The organism is Nitrospira lenta, from assembly GCF_900403705.1.
GTDB classification, from domain to species: domain Bacteria; phylum Nitrospirota; class Nitrospiria; order Nitrospirales; family Nitrospiraceae; genus Nitrospira_D; species Nitrospira_D lenta.
This window is the reverse complement of sequence record NZ_OUNR01000012.1, coordinates 569600-587873: the sequence shown is the minus strand read 5'-3', so window position 1 is coordinate 587873 and position 18274 is coordinate 569600. Positions and strand designations below refer to the sequence as shown.

At 58.1% G+C, this 18274-nt stretch carries 20 protein-coding genes and 3 tRNA genes; 11 read left to right on the top strand and 12 right to left on the bottom strand.

Annotated elements, in window-relative coordinates; translation table 11 throughout:
• Positions 1–3: 3 nt before the first annotated feature.
• The 6 genes from NITLEN_RS09205 to NITLEN_RS09180 form a co-directional block, all read right to left on the bottom strand.
• Positions 4–573: a pyruvoyl-dependent arginine decarboxylase gene (locus NITLEN_RS09205; RefSeq protein WP_121989291.1), complete on the bottom strand. Its 570-nt coding sequence runs from the start codon at positions 571–573 to the stop codon at positions 4–6.
• A 122-nt stretch (positions 574–695) separates the two neighbouring features.
• Positions 696–2138: an aldehyde dehydrogenase family protein gene (locus NITLEN_RS09200; protein WP_121989290.1), complete on the bottom strand. Its 1443-nt coding sequence runs from the start codon at positions 2136–2138 to the stop codon at positions 696–698.
• A 15-nt stretch (positions 2139–2153) separates the two neighbouring features.
• Positions 2154–2417, bottom strand: coding sequence for a hypothetical protein (locus NITLEN_RS09195; RefSeq protein WP_121989289.1), 264 nt, complete (start codon positions 2415–2417; stop codon positions 2154–2156).
• Positions 2418–2430: 13 nt separating this feature from the next.
• Positions 2431–3171, bottom strand: a complete 741-nt coding sequence (locus NITLEN_RS09190; protein ID WP_121989288.1) for a DsbA family protein — start codon at positions 3169–3171, stop codon at positions 2431–2433.
• A complete protein-coding gene (locus tag NITLEN_RS09185) occupies positions 3168–4274 on the bottom strand; it encodes a deoxyhypusine synthase family protein (protein ID WP_121989287.1) in 1107 nt (368 codons plus the stop codon). Before NITLEN_RS09185 ends, NITLEN_RS09190 begins: the two co-directional genes overlap by 4 nt.
• Positions 4275–4565: 291 nt before the next feature.
• Positions 4566–4642 (bottom strand) — tRNA-Glu (locus NITLEN_RS09180).
• Between the two features lie 340 nt (positions 4643–4982).
• Here NITLEN_RS09180 and NITLEN_RS09175 point away from each other — a divergent pair.
• From NITLEN_RS09175 to NITLEN_RS18675, 6 genes are all read left to right on the top strand, one after another.
• Complete coding sequence (locus NITLEN_RS09175) at positions 4983–5519, top strand: hypothetical protein (RefSeq protein ID WP_121989286.1); 537 nt, start codon at positions 4983–4985, stop codon at positions 5517–5519.
• A gap of 125 nt (positions 5520–5644) precedes the next feature.
• Entirely contained in the window at positions 5645–6079 is a 435-nt protein-coding gene (locus tag NITLEN_RS09170; protein WP_121989409.1) for a DUF6941 family protein, read from the top strand.
• A 106-nt stretch (positions 6080–6185) separates the two neighbouring features.
• On the top strand, positions 6186–7886 hold the full coding sequence (locus NITLEN_RS09165) for a glutamine--tRNA ligase/YqeY domain fusion protein (protein ID WP_121989285.1): 1701 nt from the start codon (positions 6186–6188) through the stop codon (positions 7884–7886).
• A gap of 96 nt (positions 7887–7982) precedes the next feature.
• Positions 7983–8669: a Tgt2/MlaC family protein gene (locus tag NITLEN_RS09160; RefSeq protein WP_121989284.1), complete on the top strand. Its 687-nt coding sequence runs from the start codon at positions 7983–7985 to the stop codon at positions 8667–8669.
• 20 nt (positions 8670–8689) lie between these two features.
• Positions 8690–9019: a PilZ domain-containing protein gene (locus NITLEN_RS18115; RefSeq protein ID WP_181416748.1), complete on the top strand. Its 330-nt coding sequence runs from the start codon at positions 8690–8692 to the stop codon at positions 9017–9019.
• A gap of 54 nt (positions 9020–9073) precedes the next feature.
• Entirely contained in the window at positions 9074–9283 is a 210-nt protein-coding gene (locus NITLEN_RS18675) for a DNA gyrase inhibitor YacG (protein WP_121989282.1), read from the top strand.
• Here the strand turns inward: NITLEN_RS18675 and NITLEN_RS09145 are convergent.
• Together NITLEN_RS09145 and NITLEN_RS09140 are read right to left on the bottom strand one after the other, a co-directional pair.
• A complete protein-coding gene (locus NITLEN_RS09145; protein ID WP_121989281.1) occupies positions 9267–10451 on the bottom strand; it encodes a DUF1501 domain-containing protein in 1185 nt (394 codons plus the stop codon). The two genes, NITLEN_RS18675 and NITLEN_RS09145, sit on opposite strands and share 17 nt — an antisense overlap.
• 10 nt (positions 10452–10461) lie before the next feature.
• Positions 10462–11796: a DUF1800 domain-containing protein gene (locus NITLEN_RS09140; RefSeq protein ID WP_181416747.1), complete on the bottom strand. Its 1335-nt coding sequence runs from the start codon at positions 11794–11796 to the stop codon at positions 10462–10464.
• A gap of 168 nt (positions 11797–11964) precedes the next feature.
• On the opposite strand from NITLEN_RS09140, the gene NITLEN_RS09135 reads away from it, so the two are divergent.
• The 4 genes from NITLEN_RS09135 to NITLEN_RS09120 all read left to right on the top strand — a co-directional run bounded on the left by NITLEN_RS09135 (position 11965) and on the right by NITLEN_RS09120 (position 15167).
• The gene (locus NITLEN_RS09135) at positions 11965–13008 is read left to right on the top strand and encodes an NAD(P)-dependent alcohol dehydrogenase (RefSeq protein WP_121989279.1); all 1044 of its coding nucleotides are present in this window, start codon (positions 11965–11967) and stop codon (positions 13006–13008) included.
• A gap of 182 nt (positions 13009–13190) precedes the next feature.
• On the top strand, positions 13191–13400 hold the full coding sequence (locus NITLEN_RS09130; RefSeq protein WP_121989278.1) for a hypothetical protein: 210 nt from the start codon (positions 13191–13193) through the stop codon (positions 13398–13400).
• 14 nt (positions 13401–13414) lie between these two features.
• Complete coding sequence (locus tag NITLEN_RS09125) at positions 13415–14419, top strand: hypothetical protein (RefSeq protein WP_181416746.1); 1005 nt, start codon at positions 13415–13417, stop codon at positions 14417–14419.
• A gap of 82 nt (positions 14420–14501) precedes the next feature.
• Positions 14502–15167 (top strand): hypothetical protein, encoded by a 666-nt coding sequence (locus NITLEN_RS09120; RefSeq protein WP_121989276.1) that lies wholly within the window; start codon positions 14502–14504, stop codon positions 15165–15167.
• A gap of 81 nt (positions 15168–15248) precedes the next feature.
• Here NITLEN_RS09120 and NITLEN_RS09115 read toward each other — a convergent pair.
• From NITLEN_RS09115 to gltX, 3 genes are all read right to left on the bottom strand, one after another.
• Positions 15249–15322: transfer RNA gene (locus tag NITLEN_RS09115), tRNA-Gln, on the bottom strand.
• 54 nt (positions 15323–15376) lie between these two features.
• Positions 15377–15450: transfer RNA gene (locus NITLEN_RS09110), tRNA-Gln, on the bottom strand.
• Between the two features lie 74 nt (positions 15451–15524).
• Positions 15525–16937 carry a glutamate--tRNA ligase gene (gltX, locus tag NITLEN_RS09105; protein ID WP_121989275.1) on the bottom strand — a complete coding sequence of 471 codons (1413 nt, stop codon included), beginning with the start codon at positions 16935–16937 and terminating at the stop codon, positions 15525–15527.
• A gap of 105 nt (positions 16938–17042) precedes the next feature.
• On the opposite strand from gltX, the gene NITLEN_RS09100 reads away from it, so the two are divergent.
• Positions 17043–17747, top strand: coding sequence for a ferredoxin--NADP reductase (locus NITLEN_RS09100; RefSeq protein ID WP_181416745.1), 705 nt, complete (start codon positions 17043–17045; stop codon positions 17745–17747).
• On the opposite strand, the gene NITLEN_RS09095 is transcribed toward NITLEN_RS09100, so the two are convergent.
• Positions 17744–18160: a 2Fe-2S iron-sulfur cluster-binding protein gene (locus NITLEN_RS09095; RefSeq protein ID WP_121989273.1), complete on the bottom strand. Its 417-nt coding sequence runs from the start codon at positions 18158–18160 to the stop codon at positions 17744–17746. The two genes, NITLEN_RS09100 and NITLEN_RS09095, sit on opposite strands and share 4 nt — an antisense overlap.
• Positions 18161–18274 lie beyond the last annotated feature (114 nt).

The following is an 18274-nucleotide window of genomic DNA, read 5'->3' as shown; positions in this document are numbered from 1 at the left end:
GAACTAGCGGCGGGAACGCTTGGGGATATTTTCTTCGGGGATAAAGACGGCCAAGGCAATGACCGTCGTCCATCGATCCGGTTTGCCGACAGCCGACTGCGTGATATTCAATGTGCGCACGATTTGTCCGGCCATTTTAAAAACCTGCTCACGCTCTTTCCACGCGATGTTCGGATCGAACTCCACTCCCAGCGTGGTCGCCAACATTTGCGCGGCGAGATCTTCAGTATACTCGCCAGTCTCCTCATCGGTTTCGCCGTGAGCATGGTGCTCGGAGAGATAGCCGTAGGTTTGGCGGTCGGTTGGGATCGCGAGTCCGATGGATGCAGATACGAGGCGGTTGCGCTCATTCGTTTCGGATCGGGCCATCACGCAAAAGGTGATTTCGCCGGGATTTAACATTTTTTCACCCCGCTTGCGCGGGATAATTTTGCAGTTTGGGGGAAGGATCGACGAGACCGTCACCAGATTGCAGTAGGCCACACCGGCACTACGGAGGGCTTGTTCAAAGGACGCCAGCTTCTCCTTATGAACTCCCACTCCTCGCGTCAGAAACATCTGTGTAGGTACCATCGTCGTCTCCCTTATCTATCCGCAGGCTAACCGCGCTATCGCGCTATATTGACGTACAGTTGTATTGGGCCGCTGTTGTACCAAGATTGGGCGTGGTTCGCAATATCCTCACGGGATTATTTCTACGATCCCCCGGCCGGTTCTTTCAGATTCAGAACCAACAACCGCGGTTCGGTCATATCTTCAATGGCCGCTCGTACGCCTTCTCTCCCCAAGCCGGAATCCTTCACGCCGCCATAGGGCATGTGATCCGCTCGAAACGTGGGAATTTCGTTGGCAAGCACGCCGCCCACTTCCAAATGACGAAAGGCATGAAAGACCTTATTGATATCCTGCGTGAACACACCGGCCTGCAATCCGTAGTCAGATTGATTCAACGCCGCAATCGCATCGCTGAACTGCCGATAGGACGACACCGTCACTACCGGACCAAATACTTCCTGGCAAGACACCTTCATTTCCAGCTTCACATTCGTGAGCACCGTGGCTTCCAAGACCGTTCCTAAGCGCTTGCCACCGAGCAATACCCGGGCTCCTTGCGACACGGCCTCTTCAATCCATCCCTCAACGCGCTGCGTGGCCACAGGATCGATCAACGGACCGACGGTCGTCGTCTCATCCGTCGGATCGCCGGCTTTCAGCCGGGCGACTTGCAGCAACAATTTGGTGGTAAACGTATCGGCCACCGAATGATGCACGAGGATGCGCTGGACCGAAATACACGTCTGTCCGGCATAGCCAAAGCCGCCGCTGGCGCACCGCTTGGCCGCCAGATCAAGATCGGCATCCGGCTCGATGATCACGCCAGCGTTCCCCCCGAGTTCGAGCGTCACCTTTTTCTTGCCGCATTTGGCTTTCAACATCCAGCCGACCGGCGCACTACCGGTAAAGCTCAGCAGCTTGAAGCGAGGATCGATCACCAGCCGTTCCGCGAGCGCATTCTCACAGGGCACCACGTTCAGTCCGCCGGCAGGGAGTCCGGCTTCCAAGGCGACTTCACCCAGGAGTAACGCGGTCAATGGGGTCTGCGGCGCGGGCTTGATCAGAATCGGATTGCCGGCGGCCAACGCCGGCGCGACCTTGTGAACGACCAGATTGAGCGGGAAATTAAACGGCGTGATGCCGACGATGGGACCCAGTGGAAATCGGCGAACCATCCCCAGATAGGATTCGGTCTGGGGCGTCCAATCGAGCGGAACCACTTCGCCGGGGATACGCTTGGCCTCTTCAGCCGCGATCGTCAACGTCTGCACCGCGCGGTTGACCTCGCGCTTCGCGTCGGCGATCGGCTTGCCGGCTTCTGCCGTGATGGTTTGGGCAAACTCATCCCGCCGGCGATAGAGCAGGGCAGCCATATCCTGGAGAATATTATAGCGGGCATGGGATGGCAGCTTCGCCATGACAGGCGCGGCAACCACTGAGGAGGCAATGGCCTCTTCTACGTCGCTCTCACCGGCCTGACAGACTTCCGCAAAGACGTTTCCCGTAAATGGATTCGTCACGCCGACCGTGGTGGCGCTGCGCTTCCAGACTCCGTGGACGAGAAACGGACGTGGTTCCTGCAAACGCGCGATCTCCCTCTAGGACGAGGCAGGAATAGAGGCAGGCTGATCCGCCTCGGCGGCCTTCTGTTCAGCACCCGCCTTGGCAATAAGTTCGTCCGTCCCCCAATCACGCACTGCGTCCAACGTAAAGCTCTCATACGTGGACACCCCGTGGCAGGACGGACAGTCTGGCATCGGCACTTTCCGGTAAAACACTTCTCCCAGACAGGACATACAAACCCAAAACTCAGCCGTTCCCTCCTGCTGAGGAACCGACCAGAATGATTGCGTGGAAGCCATAGTTACTCCTACGTTATGGCACGTGTGGATCACGAACCAGCGGCGTCGAGCCTTCAACGGACCGCACGGGTCGGATGAGAGATTCGCGCTCTATCCCTCCGCGTGATTGCGGAGCACTCGCGAGCAATCGATCGATTTCTTCGGCAAACATTTCGAACGGAAACGCTCCGGGAATCGCGATCGCAGGTTCTTTCTCCGTAGGGCCGCTCGCCGTCCGGATCAGAATGAATCCGGGGGTTCCGTGAAATCCCCAGCGATTGGCTTCTTCCCGATCTTCAAAAATCGACGCGACGTGAGACTTGTCTTTGAGGCAGCGTTCAAATGTCGCTTGGGTCAACCCGATGGCAACGGCGTGCCGCAGAATGACCGCCTGATCGATCCGCCCACCCTCTGCAAACAGGCGATCATGCATTGCCCAATACTTCCCCTGGCCCCCGGCACAACGCGCTGCCAGCGCCGCATCGAGACCAGGCCCTTGATCGGCGCGCGGATAATCGCGGTAGAGAAACTTCACTTTGCCGGTATCCACATACCGCGCTTGGATTCTCGGCCAAGTCTCGCGAAAAAACTTCAAACAATAGCCGCAGGTGAAGTCCGAATACTCGATCAGCGTCACCGGCGCGTTGGCCTGGCCCCTCATACGGTTATCGGTCTGGCCGGACTCATTCTTGGCGCCTGCCTCAGGCGAAAATAGGGCGAGACACGCCATCACCAGCAAGCCCGCCGTCGTCATGCCCTGCCGCAGGCTCTTCATGACGGTCGCTTGTCCCGCGCCCGCTGCCGCTCCAGCAAACCCATCATCAACAGAGGCCACACCACTGTCGCATCGCTGAGCACTTCGGCAAACCGCCCCCCGTCGGCCGGTGGAACGAACTTGCCCCACGAGATACCTTCTTGATAGGTGCAGCCGCTCAGGCCGCCCCAATAATCCGGTTCGGGGCAGATTCGCACGCCGTATTGAAAACGCGGCGGCTTCACATTGAGCCCCAGCCGATGATTGCCGATCTCGACATAAGGGCCAACCTGTTGTGCCCAATTCCGCGGGACCCCGCCGCCGATCGTAAAAATCCCGATCTTCTTGGCAGACAAGATCTGACCGGCATAACTATTGAGGTCAAGATAGGGGTTGAAGGACGGGAGGGCCAGATGGATGCTGCGCAGCACCTCCAGGTCATCGCCCGGTTTCACTTGAGCGCGGGCCTTATCAAGGGCACGGCCCATAGCCCAGGTCCCCACATCCAATCCCATTTCCGAATCAGTATACGCGGGGATATAAACCGGGACCTTCTTCAGATAGGCGCTCTTGAGAATCCCGTCCCCTTCATACTCTTCTGCCAACGTCTTACCCAACTCACGTGTCAGGATTTCAGAAGAGAGCGGCGTATCATAATTCACGCGCTTCAACGTCTGCGAAACCACCTGCTCAACATAGTTGAGATTGGACTCCATCTCCAGCGTATCGTAGACGCGGTTGTACCCCTTCTCGAACAATTCCTCATCAGACATCGCCGGGTTGACGCGATAATGCGTCTTGCCGATCGACTCGCTCAAGCCGTGCGCGATCAGCGCACCGGTGGAAATGATACAGTGGACCATCCCCCGATCCACCATCGTGCTGATGATCTTGCCCATCTTGGCGATGGTCATAGCCCCGGAAAGGGTCAACACGACCTTGCAGTCGACATCCTTGATCATCGCATCGAGGACTTCGAACGCTTCGCCCAACCGCCGGCCGCCGAACGCCGTCTTGCCCATCGCAACCAGCAGCTCGCTAAACGAACCGATTTTATCCGGGTCGAGCGGCTCGAGGGCCTCTAAGCCATCTTTCCCGCCGTCATGAAATTCGCGCGTCGCCATAGCCCATCACCATCCAACAATATGATTACAAAAGGCGCATTCCTTATACACAACCGGCGCTAGAGGCGTCAATGAAGCGAGCGCCGTGACCCACTTGCCGCCAAGCGCGCTCCCTACTCCGCGCATACGTGTACCAATACAAGTGCGCCGAGGCGGAGAAAGAATCAGTTCATTCCATTAAGTGGGTGCCGAGTCGCCATCAATAGAGACGCACGACCAGATTACACATTCGACAGACAGCCGGTGAGGTGACAAGCAGGAAGAACGGAAAAACAACGGAAGGAAATCAGTTGGTGGTCCCAACGGGATTTGAACCCGTGTTTAAGCCTTGAGAGGGCTCCGTCCTGACCGGGCTAGACGATGGGACCATCCGGGACATGTCGGCCCTCCTGTGCGCCTCTAACTACAGCACTACCAGGCAGGACTGCCAAATCGAGGGTGGAACGGTATCACAGTGACTTTCTGGTTTGCAAACAGATCCGTGGGCTCCACTCTTACATACCGCCCGATGAGCAGACTCCGACAGAGAGAATCTGGCTATATTCTTCAGAATCTGTTGAAGCACCCTCGACTCAAGCCGAGCCATCTATATCCCCATCGATTTCCTCTGAACCGTCTTGACAGGGAGGGTGCCCAAAGCCTAGCCTCACACCTTCCCATCAGCACGCACGTACGTCCGCTAACGGACATATCGGAACGAGGATTACGATGTCAGAATCGCTTGCCCCACAACGCACAATCGGCGCTTCCGCGCCCGATCCAGCCGAGGCAGAATCCTCGCGGCAAGGCCTCGAACTGCTCATCGGTTCAAATAAGTTCCGCAATACCAACGGGGTGGTTCGGATCCAGGGAAAAGAACAGCTGTTTTTGGAATCGAAACCGGAGCAAGGCTTACTTCTCGTCACAATCGATCTGTACGGTAATGCGGGCACACACATCGGCCATCTTCGCCGCAATGTCCTGGTGCTGAATCCGACCGAACAGTTCAGCGTCGACGTGCATCGCGCGGACGACAGCGTGACCGCCGACCTTCCGTGGGTCCGCGTGACCGATCAATCCACCGGCCAGACGGTGCTGGAAGCCTGCGTCGTGGCGCACAAGAAAATCCAGGTGGCGCTGGGAAAATTCTACTCGCATAAAGGCATGCTCGTGGACATCACGCCCCATTACTGTCGCATTGGTTCCGGCACGACCCTCTTCGGCGACGTCAGTGAAAACAAAGGCGGGACCGTGGTGCTCGGCTGACGTTGCGCGGATCAATCCGCGTGTGTGCATTCTCCTTCAAATCGAAATAACCCCCGGTTCAAACTTCCGCGCCTCATTTGGAAGAGTCCTTTGAGAATCTCCCCTGATCTCATAGAATGACCTTCATGCCAGACATTCCCGCCCCCAGCGTGCAAGCCTTCTTGGTATGTGACCAAGTCATCGAAGACAGTCAGACCAAGAAGAAGAGTCTCATCGGCATCTTCACCCACTTACAGGCCGCCTCCTTCCCGTTTCAGCACAATCAGATGGGCCTGTATTTCTGCCTTACCGACGCAGAGGGCACGTACCATTTCGATATCGATCTGGCCTACATCAACACGGAGCAGCTGGTCTGTCGCGCCACCCTTCCCAATATCGTCATCGCCGACCGGCTACAGATCTCAGATTTCGGCATCAATATTCCGTCACTGATGTTTCCCGCTCCCGGCCGCTACGAATTCCGGCTTCGAATGGAAGGGCATCTCATCGCGCAAAAGGACTTCCATGTCATTCTGATGTCCTCCCGTCAGACCCAGGAACCCTCCGAGCCGCTCTCCTAATCAACGCCGCCCTCTCCCCGTTTCTCGCACACACCGGACTGTGGTACAACTACGCCGCGATCCGACTGCTCTGCGCATAACTATTGAAACTGCGAGCGACAAGCCAATGACTGACCTAGCATCCACAGGGCCTTCAGATTTCATCCGTGAGATCGTGGCAGCCGATCAAGCCGCCGGCAAGCACGGCGGCCGCGTCGTGACCCGCTTCCCACCGGAACCGAACGGCTATCTCCACATCGGCCATGCAAAATCCATTTATCTCAATTTCGGCCTCGCCAACGAAAATCCCGGGGGAATCTGCCATCTGCGCTTCGACGACACGAACCCCACCACAGAAGATCCGGAATTCGTTGAGTCCATTCAGGACGACGTGCGCTGGCTGGGATTCGACTGGCACGACAAGAAGTTTTACGCCTCGGATTATTTCGAGCAACTCTACGAGTTTGCCGTGCACCTCATTCAAAAAGGCAACGCCTACGTCGATAGCCTGACGGCCGACCAGATGCGCGAGTATCGGGGCACGCTCACCGAGCCCGGCAAGAATAGCCCGTACCGCACCAGACCGGTCGATGAAAGTCTGGATCTCTTTCGCCGGATGCGCGCGGGCGAATTCCCCGACGGGACGCATGTCCTGCGGGCCAAGATCGACATGGCATCGCCGAACATCAACCTGCGCGATCCCGTGCTCTATCGCATCCGCCATGCCGCCCACTACCGGACCGGCACCGCGTGGTGCATCTATCCAGCGTACGACTTCGCCCACCCGCTGTCGGACGCTATTGAAGGCATCACCCACTCCCTCTGCACGCTGGAGTTTGAAGACCATCGTCCACTCTACGACTGGGTCGTCGCAGAATCAGAGGCAGCCCATCGGCCGCGACAGATCGAATTCGCCCGGCTGAACCTGACCTTCGCGGTCATGAGCAAGCGAAAACTGTTGGAACTCGTGACGAAGAAATTGGTCACAGGCTGGGACGATCCCCGCATCCCGACGATCAAGGGACTGCGGCGGCGCGGCTATACCGCGGAGGCCATTCGCGCTTTCTGCGAACACATCGGCGTAGCCAAGCGCGATGCAATCGTGGAGATGCAATTGCTTGAATTCTTCATTCGCGAAGACTTGAACAAGCGGTCGCCGCGTGTGATGGCCGTGCTCAACCCCTTGAAGGTCGTCATCGAAAACTATCCTGAGGGGATGGTCGAGGACATGGAGGCCGTGAACAATCCGGAAGACTCGACGGCAGGAACCCGGCGCGTGCCCTTTTCGCGCGTGTTGTATATCGAGCAGGATGATTTCCGTGAAGATCCGCCCAAGCAATTCTTTCGGCTGGCACCCGGGCGCGAAGTCCGCCTGCGCTACGCCTACATTGTGAAATGTACCGGGGTCGTGAAGGATCCGCAGACCGGCGCCATCACCGAATTGCGGTGTACCTACGATCCCGACACCAAGAGCGGATCGTCCCAGGAGCAGCGAAAGGTCAAAGCGACCATTCATTGGGTATCCGCCGCACACGCCATCCCAGCCGAAGTGCGCCTGTACAATCCGTTACTGACGACCGACCTGGCGAAGGTTTCACCTGATCAGGACTGGACACAGTCGCTCAATCCGCAATCGCTCGAACGATTGACCGGCTGCCTGGTCGAACCCAGCCTGCAACAGGCGCCGGTCGGCGCGCGCTATCAGTTTGAGCGAACCGGCTACTTCTGTGTTGACCCAGATACCTCACCAAGCAGCCTGGTCTTCAATCGAACCGTGTCATTGAAAGACGCCTGGGCCAAACTCGAAAAAGCGCAGAAGTCTGGCTAAACTCCGAGTGCAGGGTTCCACCTGCTCTCATTGCCCTCTGTTTCCAGCTAGTTTCGCTTGTCTTTACATCCCGTCTATCCCTGCTACGCTTGTGAGGTGCTGAATACCCTTTTTACATACGATGTGACGCGCCCCCTGATCCGGCGCCTGTTCCTCACGGTGGGACTCGTGATCGCATGCGGCACGGGACAGACCCTCTGGGCCGCAGAACCGATGGTCTCCCCTTCCATCGGTTCCGCAACCGACGCCGTCAAACACACCATTACAGAACTGCAGCGCATATTGGACGAGTCCGCGCTGAAGCAGCCGGATCGATCGGACGAGCGACGGCAAGCGATCGAGCAGATCATTATGCAGCGGGTCTCCTACGAGGAAATGGCCAAGCGCACGCTCGGCACAGCCTGGGCGGAACTCCCCGAAACCGATCGCCGGGAATTCGTCGAGCTCTTCGTCCAATTGCTTCGAGACAATTTTGCCGGACGGATCAGCGAACATTCCGCCGCGGCCGTGTCGTATCTCAGCGAGCGGCAGGAGGCACACTTCGCCGAAGTCAAAACGCACCTGACGAATCCGAAAGTCGATACCCAGGTGGATTTTCGGTTATTCCTTCAATCGGGGGAATGGCTGGTCTACGATGTGGTGGTGGATGGAGCCAGCATCGTGAGCAACTACCGCGCGCAGTTCACGAGCATCATTCGCGACGTGTCCTATGTCGGGCTCGTCAAGAAGATGAAACAGAACGCCGTCTCCGTGAAGCTCTTCGAACACCCCTCCACCCGCTAATCCACCGCCGGGAGACCGTCATGATCGAGTGCCGCGAGCATCACCGTATTCCTGTCGAGCTCCAAGTTTTCTTCTCCACAACCACGCAGACCGAAATCCGCGAAGGCACGATGTTCGACATCTCCGCCGGAGGCTGCGCCGTCACCAGCACGGCCCCGATCAGTCCCGGATCAGGTGTCCGGCTCCTCATTCGGGCCACCGATCTGGGTTCGCCGATTACCGTCCACTCGGCCGCCGTCCGCTGGGCCGATCATGGTGAATTCGGCGTCGAGTTCTTGAATTTGTCCGATCTAGACCGTAGCCGCCTGCAACGCTTTCTACACGTCGCCAAACCGCAGACGAATTCCTAGCGAAACGCTCGCCCCTCTTGCCTAACCGAACAGGGAGAATGGTAGACTTCCGGCATGACATGCCCGATCTGCCGCACACCTACCGAGTGGAAAAACAATCCCTGGCGGCCGTTCTGCTCAGAACGTTGTCAACTCACGGACCTGGGCACCTGGGCCACCGGAGGCTATCGTATCCCGGGCACGCCGCTGACAATTGATTCGGAGAGACCAATTGACGAAGACCCGGACCCGCCACAAACCGGATCCATCACGCCAGACAATTGATCGCCTGGTACTCTGGTCCCACAATCGTCGTTCCTGGAATCCCCCACCACGATCGCATCAGCGTGGCATACAGACTCCGATAATCGATCCGATGTTTCAGATCACCCTCCTGAAGATCGCTTAGCGACGGCGCACTTCCATACAAGCCCCCCTTCACAGATCCGCCTAGGAACAGATGCGGAGCCGCAGTCCCATGATCCGTTCCCGCACTGGCATTCTCACCGACCCGCCGTCCGAATTCTGAATAGGTCATCAGCAAAATGCGGTCCCAGAGCCCGGCTTGAACCATCGCCTGACGGAACGCCACCAGAGCCTCAGCTAACTCCTTCAACAGCCGCTCATGGTGCCCTAACTGACCGGCATGGGTATCGAAACCCGTCTGTGAAATTTTCAGTACTGCCACCGGCACCTTGGCCGTCAGCAGCTGCGCCACCGTTTCCAGCTGGTGTCCGATCGACGAGGCCGGAAAAGCCGTCGGCAACGGCGGGGCCTGTTGCAGATGCGCAGCCAAATCGCCTGCAGCATGGGTGAGTTCCCGTTGCACCTGAAGGATGTGAGCCAGTGCGCGGTTGGTACTCGACTGTTCCACCGCCTTGACGTGGCTGGCCTGCTGGAGAAACCGCTGCGGATCGTGCAGCGCGATCGTCCGGACCGTCTTTCCACTCAACGGCCCGCCGTCCCGCTGACCAAGCAGAATCCCGTCGGTAGCAAAGGTCTCCGGCAACGGATACGCCTCAAACAAACGGGCGAGCCAACCTTCATCCAATACTTGCTGGCTGGCCGACGCCGTGTCCCAGATTTCAATCGATCGAAAATGCGACCGGTTCGGATCGGGATAGCCGACACCCTGGATAATCGCCAACTGCCGCTTCTCCCACAGAGGCATCAGCGGCTCCAGCGCATAATGAAACCCGACTGATGGCGAGAGCTGCAGCACTCGCTCACGAGGAATCGCCAAATGAGGACGGGCCTGGTAATACCGTTCGTCGGAATACGGCACAAGCGTGTTGAGGCCGTCATTGCCTCCATGCAGTTCGACTAGGATCAGGATGCGATCCCAGCGGCCCTGGGCGGACGCAGACGAAGCCGCAAGAAGGTCAAACGGCCGTGGTGCCAGCCACAGTAATGGCAACGTCGCTGCGAATTTCAACACATCCCGGCGAAGCATCTCACGTCCCTCATTTCAGCTGGAAGGTTGGATCCATCACCAAGTGATGGACCATCTGCCACCGGTCTTCTCCCGTCGGAACCGGATTCACCGGCGGCACCGGCACCAAGACCGCCTGCACAGTCTCCGCCGCTTCCTCCGTAACCCAGGCGGCGCCGTGCATCTCACCCGTACCTGCATGAGTATGCATAGGTCCGCCCATGTCTGCGCCCCGCAGGCCCCGCTGTAAGAGTTGCCAGCGATTTAGCAGGGTCGCACTGGTAATCCAGCGAGTCCCCCCGGGCCAGCCCTTCACGTTGGGCGGATCGAAGAGATCCTGCCCCAGACGTTTCCCATACTTCGCGAGCATGGCCGTGTCCTTGATCGGCAGATTTAGGAGGCGGACGGTACCGACCAACAATTCAACCGGCGACTTCACAAGCAACCCGCGCGTCTCTGGCGCCCAGAATTGCGGCAGCGTCAGCAACCCGCGTAGCAACGGCGCAATCTGATAACCACCGTTGCGAAACTGCACCGCAAGCCGCTCGACCTCACGCGCATCCGGCTCATCCGAAACAAACTCCCGCCACAGCTTTGCCGTGATGTACCGAGCGCAGGCCGGTTGGTCCAACGCAATCGCCAGAATGTCGTCGCCGCCGAAGGCACCGGTCTTTCCCAAGACATGCTTGACGCCCGCATCATGCTGACGCCGATTGAACGCAAACCCGCCGCCGTGACGCAGCGCCACATGCCAGCCGGTAAAGGCGCGCGCTGCTTCCTTGATATCGGTTTCGGTATAGTGCCCTTCCCCGAGCGTGAACAGCTCGAAGAGCTCGCGGGCGAAGTTTTCATTCGGATGGTCTCGGTGATTCGACTGCGTATCCAAATACAGCACCATCGCCGGATCCTTCGCGATCTGGAAGAGCAGATCCCGGAATGATCCCCGCGCATGGTGGCGAAGTAGCACATTCTGGTGGTATAGCAGCGCCGGCCATTTCACCTTGTGGAAGCTGGACGTGAAGTGGTTGTGCCAGAACAGCGTCAACCGTTCGGTCAAGGGAGACGGCGTAGCGAGCAATTCCTGATACCACCAGCCCTTCAGCTCGAAGACGTCCTCTCGCCGCTCCTGCTTGAGCGCCTGCTTCTGCTCAACGCTCAATCCCTTCCCCGTCATCCCCTCGGCCGGCGGCAGGGCATTGAGCAGGTGGGAGGGAGGGGTTGTCCTAGCAGTCCTGCCCACCCCGGCGAGAAGTTGATCGACGGCGACCTCACGATCGAGCCCGGTCAGTTCACGAATATCGGCGGGAGTCCCGCCGAATCCCGTGCGGGACAACAGATGCCGCGCATCCTGAAAGGTCATGGGCATCGCCAACACTCCTTCATATCGAACCAGGCACTGCATCGTACAACGCACGGAGGCCTCCCTGGTTGACGAACCGATCGCTCACGAACATTTCCAAGTTGGCATCCGTATACCCATTTTGCTAAATTTATAGCCTTCCCTGCTTATTATTTAGAACCAGGAGCACCCACGATGCTACAGACCAAAGGCTACGCGGCGATGACCGCCAAAGCGGCACTGACCCCCTTCTCATTTGAACGGCGCGAGGTCGGCCCTCACGACATTTTGATCACCATCACCCATTGCGGCATCTGCCACTCCGACATCCACCAAGCCCGGGACGGATGGGGCGGCTCGCTCTTCCCCATGGTACCGGGGCATGAAATCGTCGGGACCGTGGCGCGCATCGGAGCAGAGGTTAAGACGTTCAAGATAGGCGACCGTGCGGGAGTCGGCTGTTTTGTCGATTCCTGTCGAAACTGCAGCGCCTGCAAGGAAGGGCAGGAGCAATATTGCGAAGCCGGCATGCTGTTCACCTACAGCGCACGCGATCAGGCCGGCCAGATTACGCAGGGCGGCTACTCTAACCAGATCGTGGTCGACGCGCAGTATGCGTTGCGGATTCCCCAGACCCTCTCAGCCGCCGGCGCCGCGCCGCTCCTATGCGCAGGCATCACGACCTATTCTCCGCTCCGTCACTGGGGTGTCGGCAAATATCACAAACTCGCGGTGGTTGGCTTAGGCGGACTGGGCCACATGGCCGTGAAGATCGCGCGGGCGCTCGGCACCGAAGTGACCGTCTTGAGCACCTCGGAGAAGAAGCGGCAGGATGCCATGCGACTGGGAGCCAATCATTTCGAGATCACCTCGCAGCCCGGCACGCTCACGAAACTGCAGCGACACTTCGACTTCATTCTCGATACGGTGTCAGCCCCGCATGACTACACCACCCTCGTCAACTTCCTAAAGACCGACGGCACCCTGATTCTCGTCGGAGCACCGGAACAGCCGAGCCCGCTCGAACCCTTCCCCTTGCTCCTGCAGCGGCGGCGCATCGCCGGCTCCATTATCGGCGGCATCCGGGAAACTCAGGAAATGCTCGACTTCTGCGCGGAACACAAGATCGAGTCCGACGTCGAAGTGATTCCAATCCAGCAGGTCAACGAAGCGTACGAGCGCGTCCTCAAGGGAGACGTGCGTTTTCGCTTCGTCATCGATATGGCCTCGCTGCGCTAGCAACGTGGCAGCGTACTGCCGCGCGGCTGCTTTCGCTGGACCGCGCGGCAAATCCCTCGCTGCGACGAAGGGCTTCTTCAAGATCGAGAGACGATATCGCGCGTACCCAATGAGAGGCGTCAGTGGCTGAAAAACCAAGGCGACGTCTAGGATCGAGAAAAATGGCGGCACTGTAGGGGCCTATGAAAACCTTTGGAGTGGGTCTGCTAGCGGCAATCCTCGGCTATGTCGTCGGGTTATTCGGAACGATGGCCGCGATTGAACTCTTCTCTTCCAACACTCACGACAAGTCCATGGAAGCCGCGATGACCAGCGCATTTGTCGGCGGCCCATTGATAGCGATAACCTCCGTGATTGCGATTCTCGCGATCAGGCGACAACGGAATTCATGATGGATGCGCCGCGTGTGAGACCCAGAGAGCCTTTGTTGAAAATTCTTCCAGCTCTTCTGCTTGCCATGCTCCTCGGCAGCTGCACGAGTGACCGCCCGCTGCCTCAAGATCCGCTTGCGGCCCAGGTGGGACTCGCCGCGCAGTATCCTGGGGATGCGGGGATTGAGCGGGATCCTGCTGTGCTCTTCGCGGAGGATTTTGACCATGCCCCGCTGACTGCCATTCTTGCGCGCTTTAGCGATCGGAAACGCCCCGCCAGTTTCTCGCTGGCACACGATGGGCCCTCGGTAAGTCCCGGCCAGTACGCCCTCAAGATCGCGTCCGTAGGCGGAGTCAGCACCGGGGGAACGCTCTACAAACGGCTCGCGAAGAATTACGATCTCCTGTATTTTCGCTATTACGTGAAATATCCCTCAGGAGGCACCTACCATCACACCGCCGGATGGCTTGGGGGCTATAACCCGCCGACGGATTGGCCGCAAGGCCACGCTGGCATCAGGCCCAGCGGGAACGACCGCTTGTCCATTGCGGCAGAGCCGGTCGATGCGAATGGGCGGCTCGATTTCTACACCTACTGGATGGGCATGCACGGAGGACCGGTCGAGTATTGGGGGAACTTCTTGATCCACGACCCCTCGCTCGTCTTTTCGCGGGACCGATGGACCTGCATTGAAGTGATGGCCAAGATGAACGATCCGGTCTCAGCCTTCAATGGCGAACTGGCCTTGTGGGTTGACGATACACTCGTGAGCCATCTTGGGGCTAGGTTTCCTGCTGGCCACTGGACCGGAGGCATCTTTACGCCCGACAGATCCGGTGAACCGTTCGAAGGGTTTCAGTGGCGCCACGACGCCGGGCTCGCGCTCAATTGGTTCTGGCTCCAGCACTATGCCACGGCCGATCCCACAGGATATGCAGGCGCAGCCCTCTTCGATCACGTAGTCCTCGCCACTAACCGTATTGGTTGCCTTGCACATACGGCCACCCCTCCGGCGAATCTGAACCCGGTAAGCCCCTAACAGGCTGACACCCATTGCACCGGACTGCCTCGCCTTGATAAAGATGAGTCAGACAAACTCACTACCGGAGCATCTGACGACCATGTCATTCCGACTTTCCCTTCGCACCGACCGCCGTGTCCTGACTCATGCACTATTGAGCCTGCTGCTCCTCAGCCTGCTTCCTGCCTCACTCCATGCCGCACGCGGAGGCGGGAGCGGGGGAAAGATGGAAGTGTTGCCGTCCCAGAAAGCGGCCCCGGCCGCTGTGTTTCTGGATACCCAGGGAACTGAAGCCGACCTGCGCCGACAACTTCGGCTCAAAACCGGTGTGGTGGAACTCAGCGCCGAAATCCCCCAGACCCGTTATTCCGTGGCGCCGGTCGGCAGCTTCGGATTCACGCCGCAGCAGGGACTTGGGTTAGCCTTGGTCTCACAGAGCCCGGATATGCCTTTGGAGCGGACCGCGCCAGCCGCCAATGCTTACGAGATCCACAAATTAGCCGACGGCAGCGCCCTGGTGGTCGGGTTCGTGAGCGCGGACCTGAAGCCGCAACTGACGCCGCAGCTACGCCCCAAGAACGTCAGGCTGGCGCTCTATTCCAATCCAACGGAGAAGGCCCCGCACATCGTCGCCGTGCCCCTCAGCAAATTGGCGGTCGATCAGATGCCTCATCGCCTGGATCCCAAGAATCCGAACAGTCCTGTTGTGTTGGAAATGGATCTACAGAGCAGCAGCAACCGTCAGTCGCCTCACGGCGGGCAATAGTCCGCCGATCAACCCACGCAGCCACCTCAACAGTCGACCGACTGCACAGTTCTGACTCAGCTGAGAGATAGAAAGAAAAAGTGGCTGGGGGACTAGGAATCGAACCTAGGTAGCCGGCTCCAAAGGCCGGCGTCCTACCGCTAGACGATCCCCCAGCGCGGTACGAAACGAAGACAGCGGCCTGAGAGTACGGCGTGGGAAAGAATTTTTGGCTGGGGGACTAGGAATCGAACCTAGGTAGTCAGATCCAGAGACTGACGTCCTACCGCTAGACGATCCCCCAACCGACGGACACAGTAATACACGGCTTGTGATTCCGTCAAGATCGATGCGGAATTATCGCCAGAATTCGGATGATTAGGCCGTGGCCCGTGCAAGCCCTTGCCGAAGACGGAGGAGAGTCCGGTCCCGGCCCAGGACCTCCATCACCTCAAACAGTCCTGGACTGGCAGTCCTGCCGGTCAAGGCGACCCGGACCGGCTGAGCAATCTGGCCCATCTTGATGCCTTCTTCTTCCACGAACTTCTTGAACGACTCTTCCCACACCGGCTTCGAAAACGCAGGCAGCGCCGCGAACCGCGCGAGCAACTTGTCTAACACCGGCGCGATGGCCGGCGTGAGAAACTTCTTGGCGGCCTCCTCTTCGAGGACGACGGACTCGCCAAAGTAGGGTCGTACCCACTCCACCATCTCGACCAGGGTCTTTGCACGTTCCTTGACCAATACCACCAGCTGCGCCAGCCACTCCAGCGATACCGCCTTCACCTGTTCGTGCAAACCGGCTTGGTCCAACAGCGGAACGAGTGCCTGCGCCACCTGGCTCGGCGGGGTCGTCTTGATGTATTCGGCATTGATCCACAGCAGCTTCTCAGGATTGAACACGGCCGGTGAGGACTGGACGTTCTTCCAAGAAAACTTTTCAATAAGTTCCTGCCTGCTAAATAACTCCTGATCCCCGTGCGACCAACCGAGCCGAACGAGGTAGTTCACCATCGCCTCGGGCAGATAACCCATATCTTTGTAAGCTATGACCGACGTGGCCCCGTGTCGCTTGGACAGCCGGGACTTGTCCGACCCCAGAATCATCGGCAAGTGGCCAAACTGCGGGACCGGAAATCCCAAGGCCTGAAAGATCGGAATTTGACGTGGGGTGTTGGTCAAATGGTCATCCCCACGGATGACGTGGGTGATATTCATAAGAGCATCGTCGACCACGACGGAGAAATTGTAGGTTGGGTATCCGTTTGAGCGGAGGATGATCAGATCGTCTGCCGCACTATTGTCAAACGTGATCTTCCCTTTAATCAAATCATCGACCACGATCTGACCTTCTTGCGGCGCCTTGAATCGCAGCGCGGCATCGCCCGGCGGGTTCGTAATCCCAAGAGTCCGGCAGCGACCGTCGTATCGAGGCGACAGTCCTTTCGCCTCAGCTTCTTTGCGGCGGGCTTCCAGCTCTTCAGCCTTACAGACACACCAGTAGGCCTGTCCTTTGTCCAGCAGCGCGAGGGCATGGCTGCGATAGATCTCCATACGTTCGGTTTGACGGAAAGGGCCCTCGTCCCAATCGAGCCCGACCCATTTCATGCCTTCAATGATGGCCTGAATGGACTCATCGGTCGAACGGTCCTGGTCCGTGTCTTCGATACGCAGCACAAAGACGCCCTTCTGCTGCCGGGCGAACAGCCAGTTGAACAGGGCAGTCCGGACTCCTCCAATGTGAAGAAACCCGGTCGGACTGGGTGCGAAGCGGACACGTACTTGAGTCATGCGTTCATCTCATGTTTAGTAGGGAAAGGCCGGTATCTATAACACGCACGGAAAAGTGTTGTACAGAATCAGACCGGTTCTGCTATGAGGATAGATATCGGTTGTATGGCAGAACTTACCCAACCAGCAGTCGTGCTTTCCACACTCGATCTGACACCCCATGTGCGGCAACTGGTCCTTCGCCCGCTCCAGCAGAAAATTCTATTTCAACCGGGGCAATGGGTCTCGCTGAAACTGCCAGTCGGGGACAAGCCGCCGCTTAATCGTGCCTACTCGATGGCCGATCCTTCTTCTCCCTATGGAGAGTTGACGCTGGTTTTTGACCGGATACCTGAAGGGGTCGGCTCAAGCTACCTCTATCGCCTGAAATCCGGCGATGAGGTTCCGATCTCTGGCCCTTATGGGAACTTTGTGCTGCCGATGCCCTTAGATCGGGAACTTCTCTTTATTGCCCGCTATACCGGCCTGGTTCCGATTCGCTGCCTCCTGAAACAACTGGCCGAAGCTCATACCAGTACCCCGGTCCTCCTCATCGCAGTTGCCCCGTCGGAGGACGAGTTATTGTTTCACCAGGAACTGCTTACCTTGGCTGTTCAATCCCCCTCCTTCCGATACCTGCCCTTGGTCATACCCGGCGGAGAAGCCGAAGCGATTGAACGAACGTTGGCCATGCTGCGTCCCCTTGTAGAAGGGCAGCCTAAAGTCATCCCGATGATCAGTGTAACAAAAGGATTTGTCCGGCCATTACGTACCGGGTTGATGGAATTCGGCTATGACCGGAAAGAAGTAAAGACAGAGACCTTCGATTAGTGCCCTTCCCTCACGAGATTTTTGTTGACGGCTGGAATCTCTACTACGATGTCCTTCGTGCCGTTCGGCACACATTGGCATCCGAGGCGAGACTGCAATGTCGTGATCGGAGCCTCATCCAGCTGATCGAATTCGTCGTCGGTCCCCTCACTACAGCTCTCAAGCCCTTGCTTGACGATCACATGGCAGGTCGAGCAGGCGCACACGCCACCACAGACATGTTCTAAATCAACCCCATTGGCCATCGCCACATCAAGAATGCTTCCGGGCAAACCGGTGGGCCCATAGGGAATCTTCGTGGGGTCGACGGCAACTTTGGTCACCGTGCCATCCGGCTCAATATAGGTGATGGTATAAGGGACCTGAGGGAGTTCGTGCGCTGCTTTTTCGATATACGGATTAGTGCCTCCCATACGCGGCGTCCTTTCTATTTCTATGCGAGAGATCCAAGATTCCGATGTTGACAGCCCCAAAAGCTGCGTGGTATCTTTAGTCCGACCTTATTGATCGGAGATCATTATAGTCTC

What these genes read in the sequence shown, in the direction of transcription:
- NITLEN_RS18115 (WP_181416748.1), top strand. Translation starts at nt 8,690, where the DNA reads ATGATCGAGTGCCGCGAGCATCACCGTATTCCTGTCGAGCTCCAAGTT.
- NITLEN_RS09205 (WP_121989291.1), bottom strand. Translation starts at nt 573, where the DNA reads ATGGTACCTACACAGATGTTTCTGACGCGAGGAGTGGGAGTTCATAAG.
- NITLEN_RS09135 (WP_121989279.1), top strand. Translation starts at nt 11,965, where the DNA reads ATGCTACAGACCAAAGGCTACGCGGCGATGACCGCCAAAGCGGCACTG.
- NITLEN_RS09145 (WP_121989281.1), bottom strand. Translation starts at nt 10,451, where the DNA reads ATGCTTCGCCGGGATGTGTTGAAATTCGCAGCGACGTTGCCATTACTG.
- NITLEN_RS09165 (WP_121989285.1), top strand. Translation starts at nt 6,186, where the DNA reads ATGACTGACCTAGCATCCACAGGGCCTTCAGATTTCATCCGTGAGATC.
- NITLEN_RS09170 (WP_121989409.1), top strand. Translation starts at nt 5,645, where the DNA reads ATGCCAGACATTCCCGCCCCCAGCGTGCAAGCCTTCTTGGTATGTGAC.
- NITLEN_RS09185 (WP_121989287.1), bottom strand. Translation starts at nt 4,274, where the DNA reads ATGGCGACGCGCGAATTTCATGACGGCGGGAAAGATGGCTTAGAGGCC.
- NITLEN_RS09190 (WP_121989288.1), bottom strand. Translation starts at nt 3,171, where the DNA reads ATGAAGAGCCTGCGGCAGGGCATGACGACGGCGGGCTTGCTGGTGATG.
- NITLEN_RS09130 (WP_121989278.1), top strand. Translation starts at nt 13,191, where the DNA reads ATGAAAACCTTTGGAGTGGGTCTGCTAGCGGCAATCCTCGGCTATGTC.
- NITLEN_RS09100 (WP_181416745.1), top strand. Translation starts at nt 17,043, where the DNA reads ATGGCAGAACTTACCCAACCAGCAGTCGTGCTTTCCACACTCGATCTG.
- NITLEN_RS09195 (WP_121989289.1), bottom strand. Translation starts at nt 2,417, where the DNA reads ATGGCTTCCACGCAATCATTCTGGTCGGTTCCTCAGCAGGAGGGAACG.
- NITLEN_RS18675 (WP_121989282.1), top strand. Translation starts at nt 9,074, where the DNA reads ATGACATGCCCGATCTGCCGCACACCTACCGAGTGGAAAAACAATCCC.
- gltX (WP_121989275.1), bottom strand. Translation starts at nt 16,937, where the DNA reads ATGACTCAAGTACGTGTCCGCTTCGCACCCAGTCCGACCGGGTTTCTT.
- NITLEN_RS09120 (WP_121989276.1), top strand. Translation starts at nt 14,502, where the DNA reads ATGTCATTCCGACTTTCCCTTCGCACCGACCGCCGTGTCCTGACTCAT.
- NITLEN_RS09175 (WP_121989286.1), top strand. Translation starts at nt 4,983, where the DNA reads ATGTCAGAATCGCTTGCCCCACAACGCACAATCGGCGCTTCCGCGCCC.
- NITLEN_RS09140 (WP_181416747.1), bottom strand. Translation starts at nt 11,796, where the DNA reads ATGCCCATGACCTTTCAGGATGCGCGGCATCTGTTGTCCCGCACGGGA.
- NITLEN_RS09095 (WP_121989273.1), bottom strand. Translation starts at nt 18,160, where the DNA reads ATGGGAGGCACTAATCCGTATATCGAAAAAGCAGCGCACGAACTCCCT.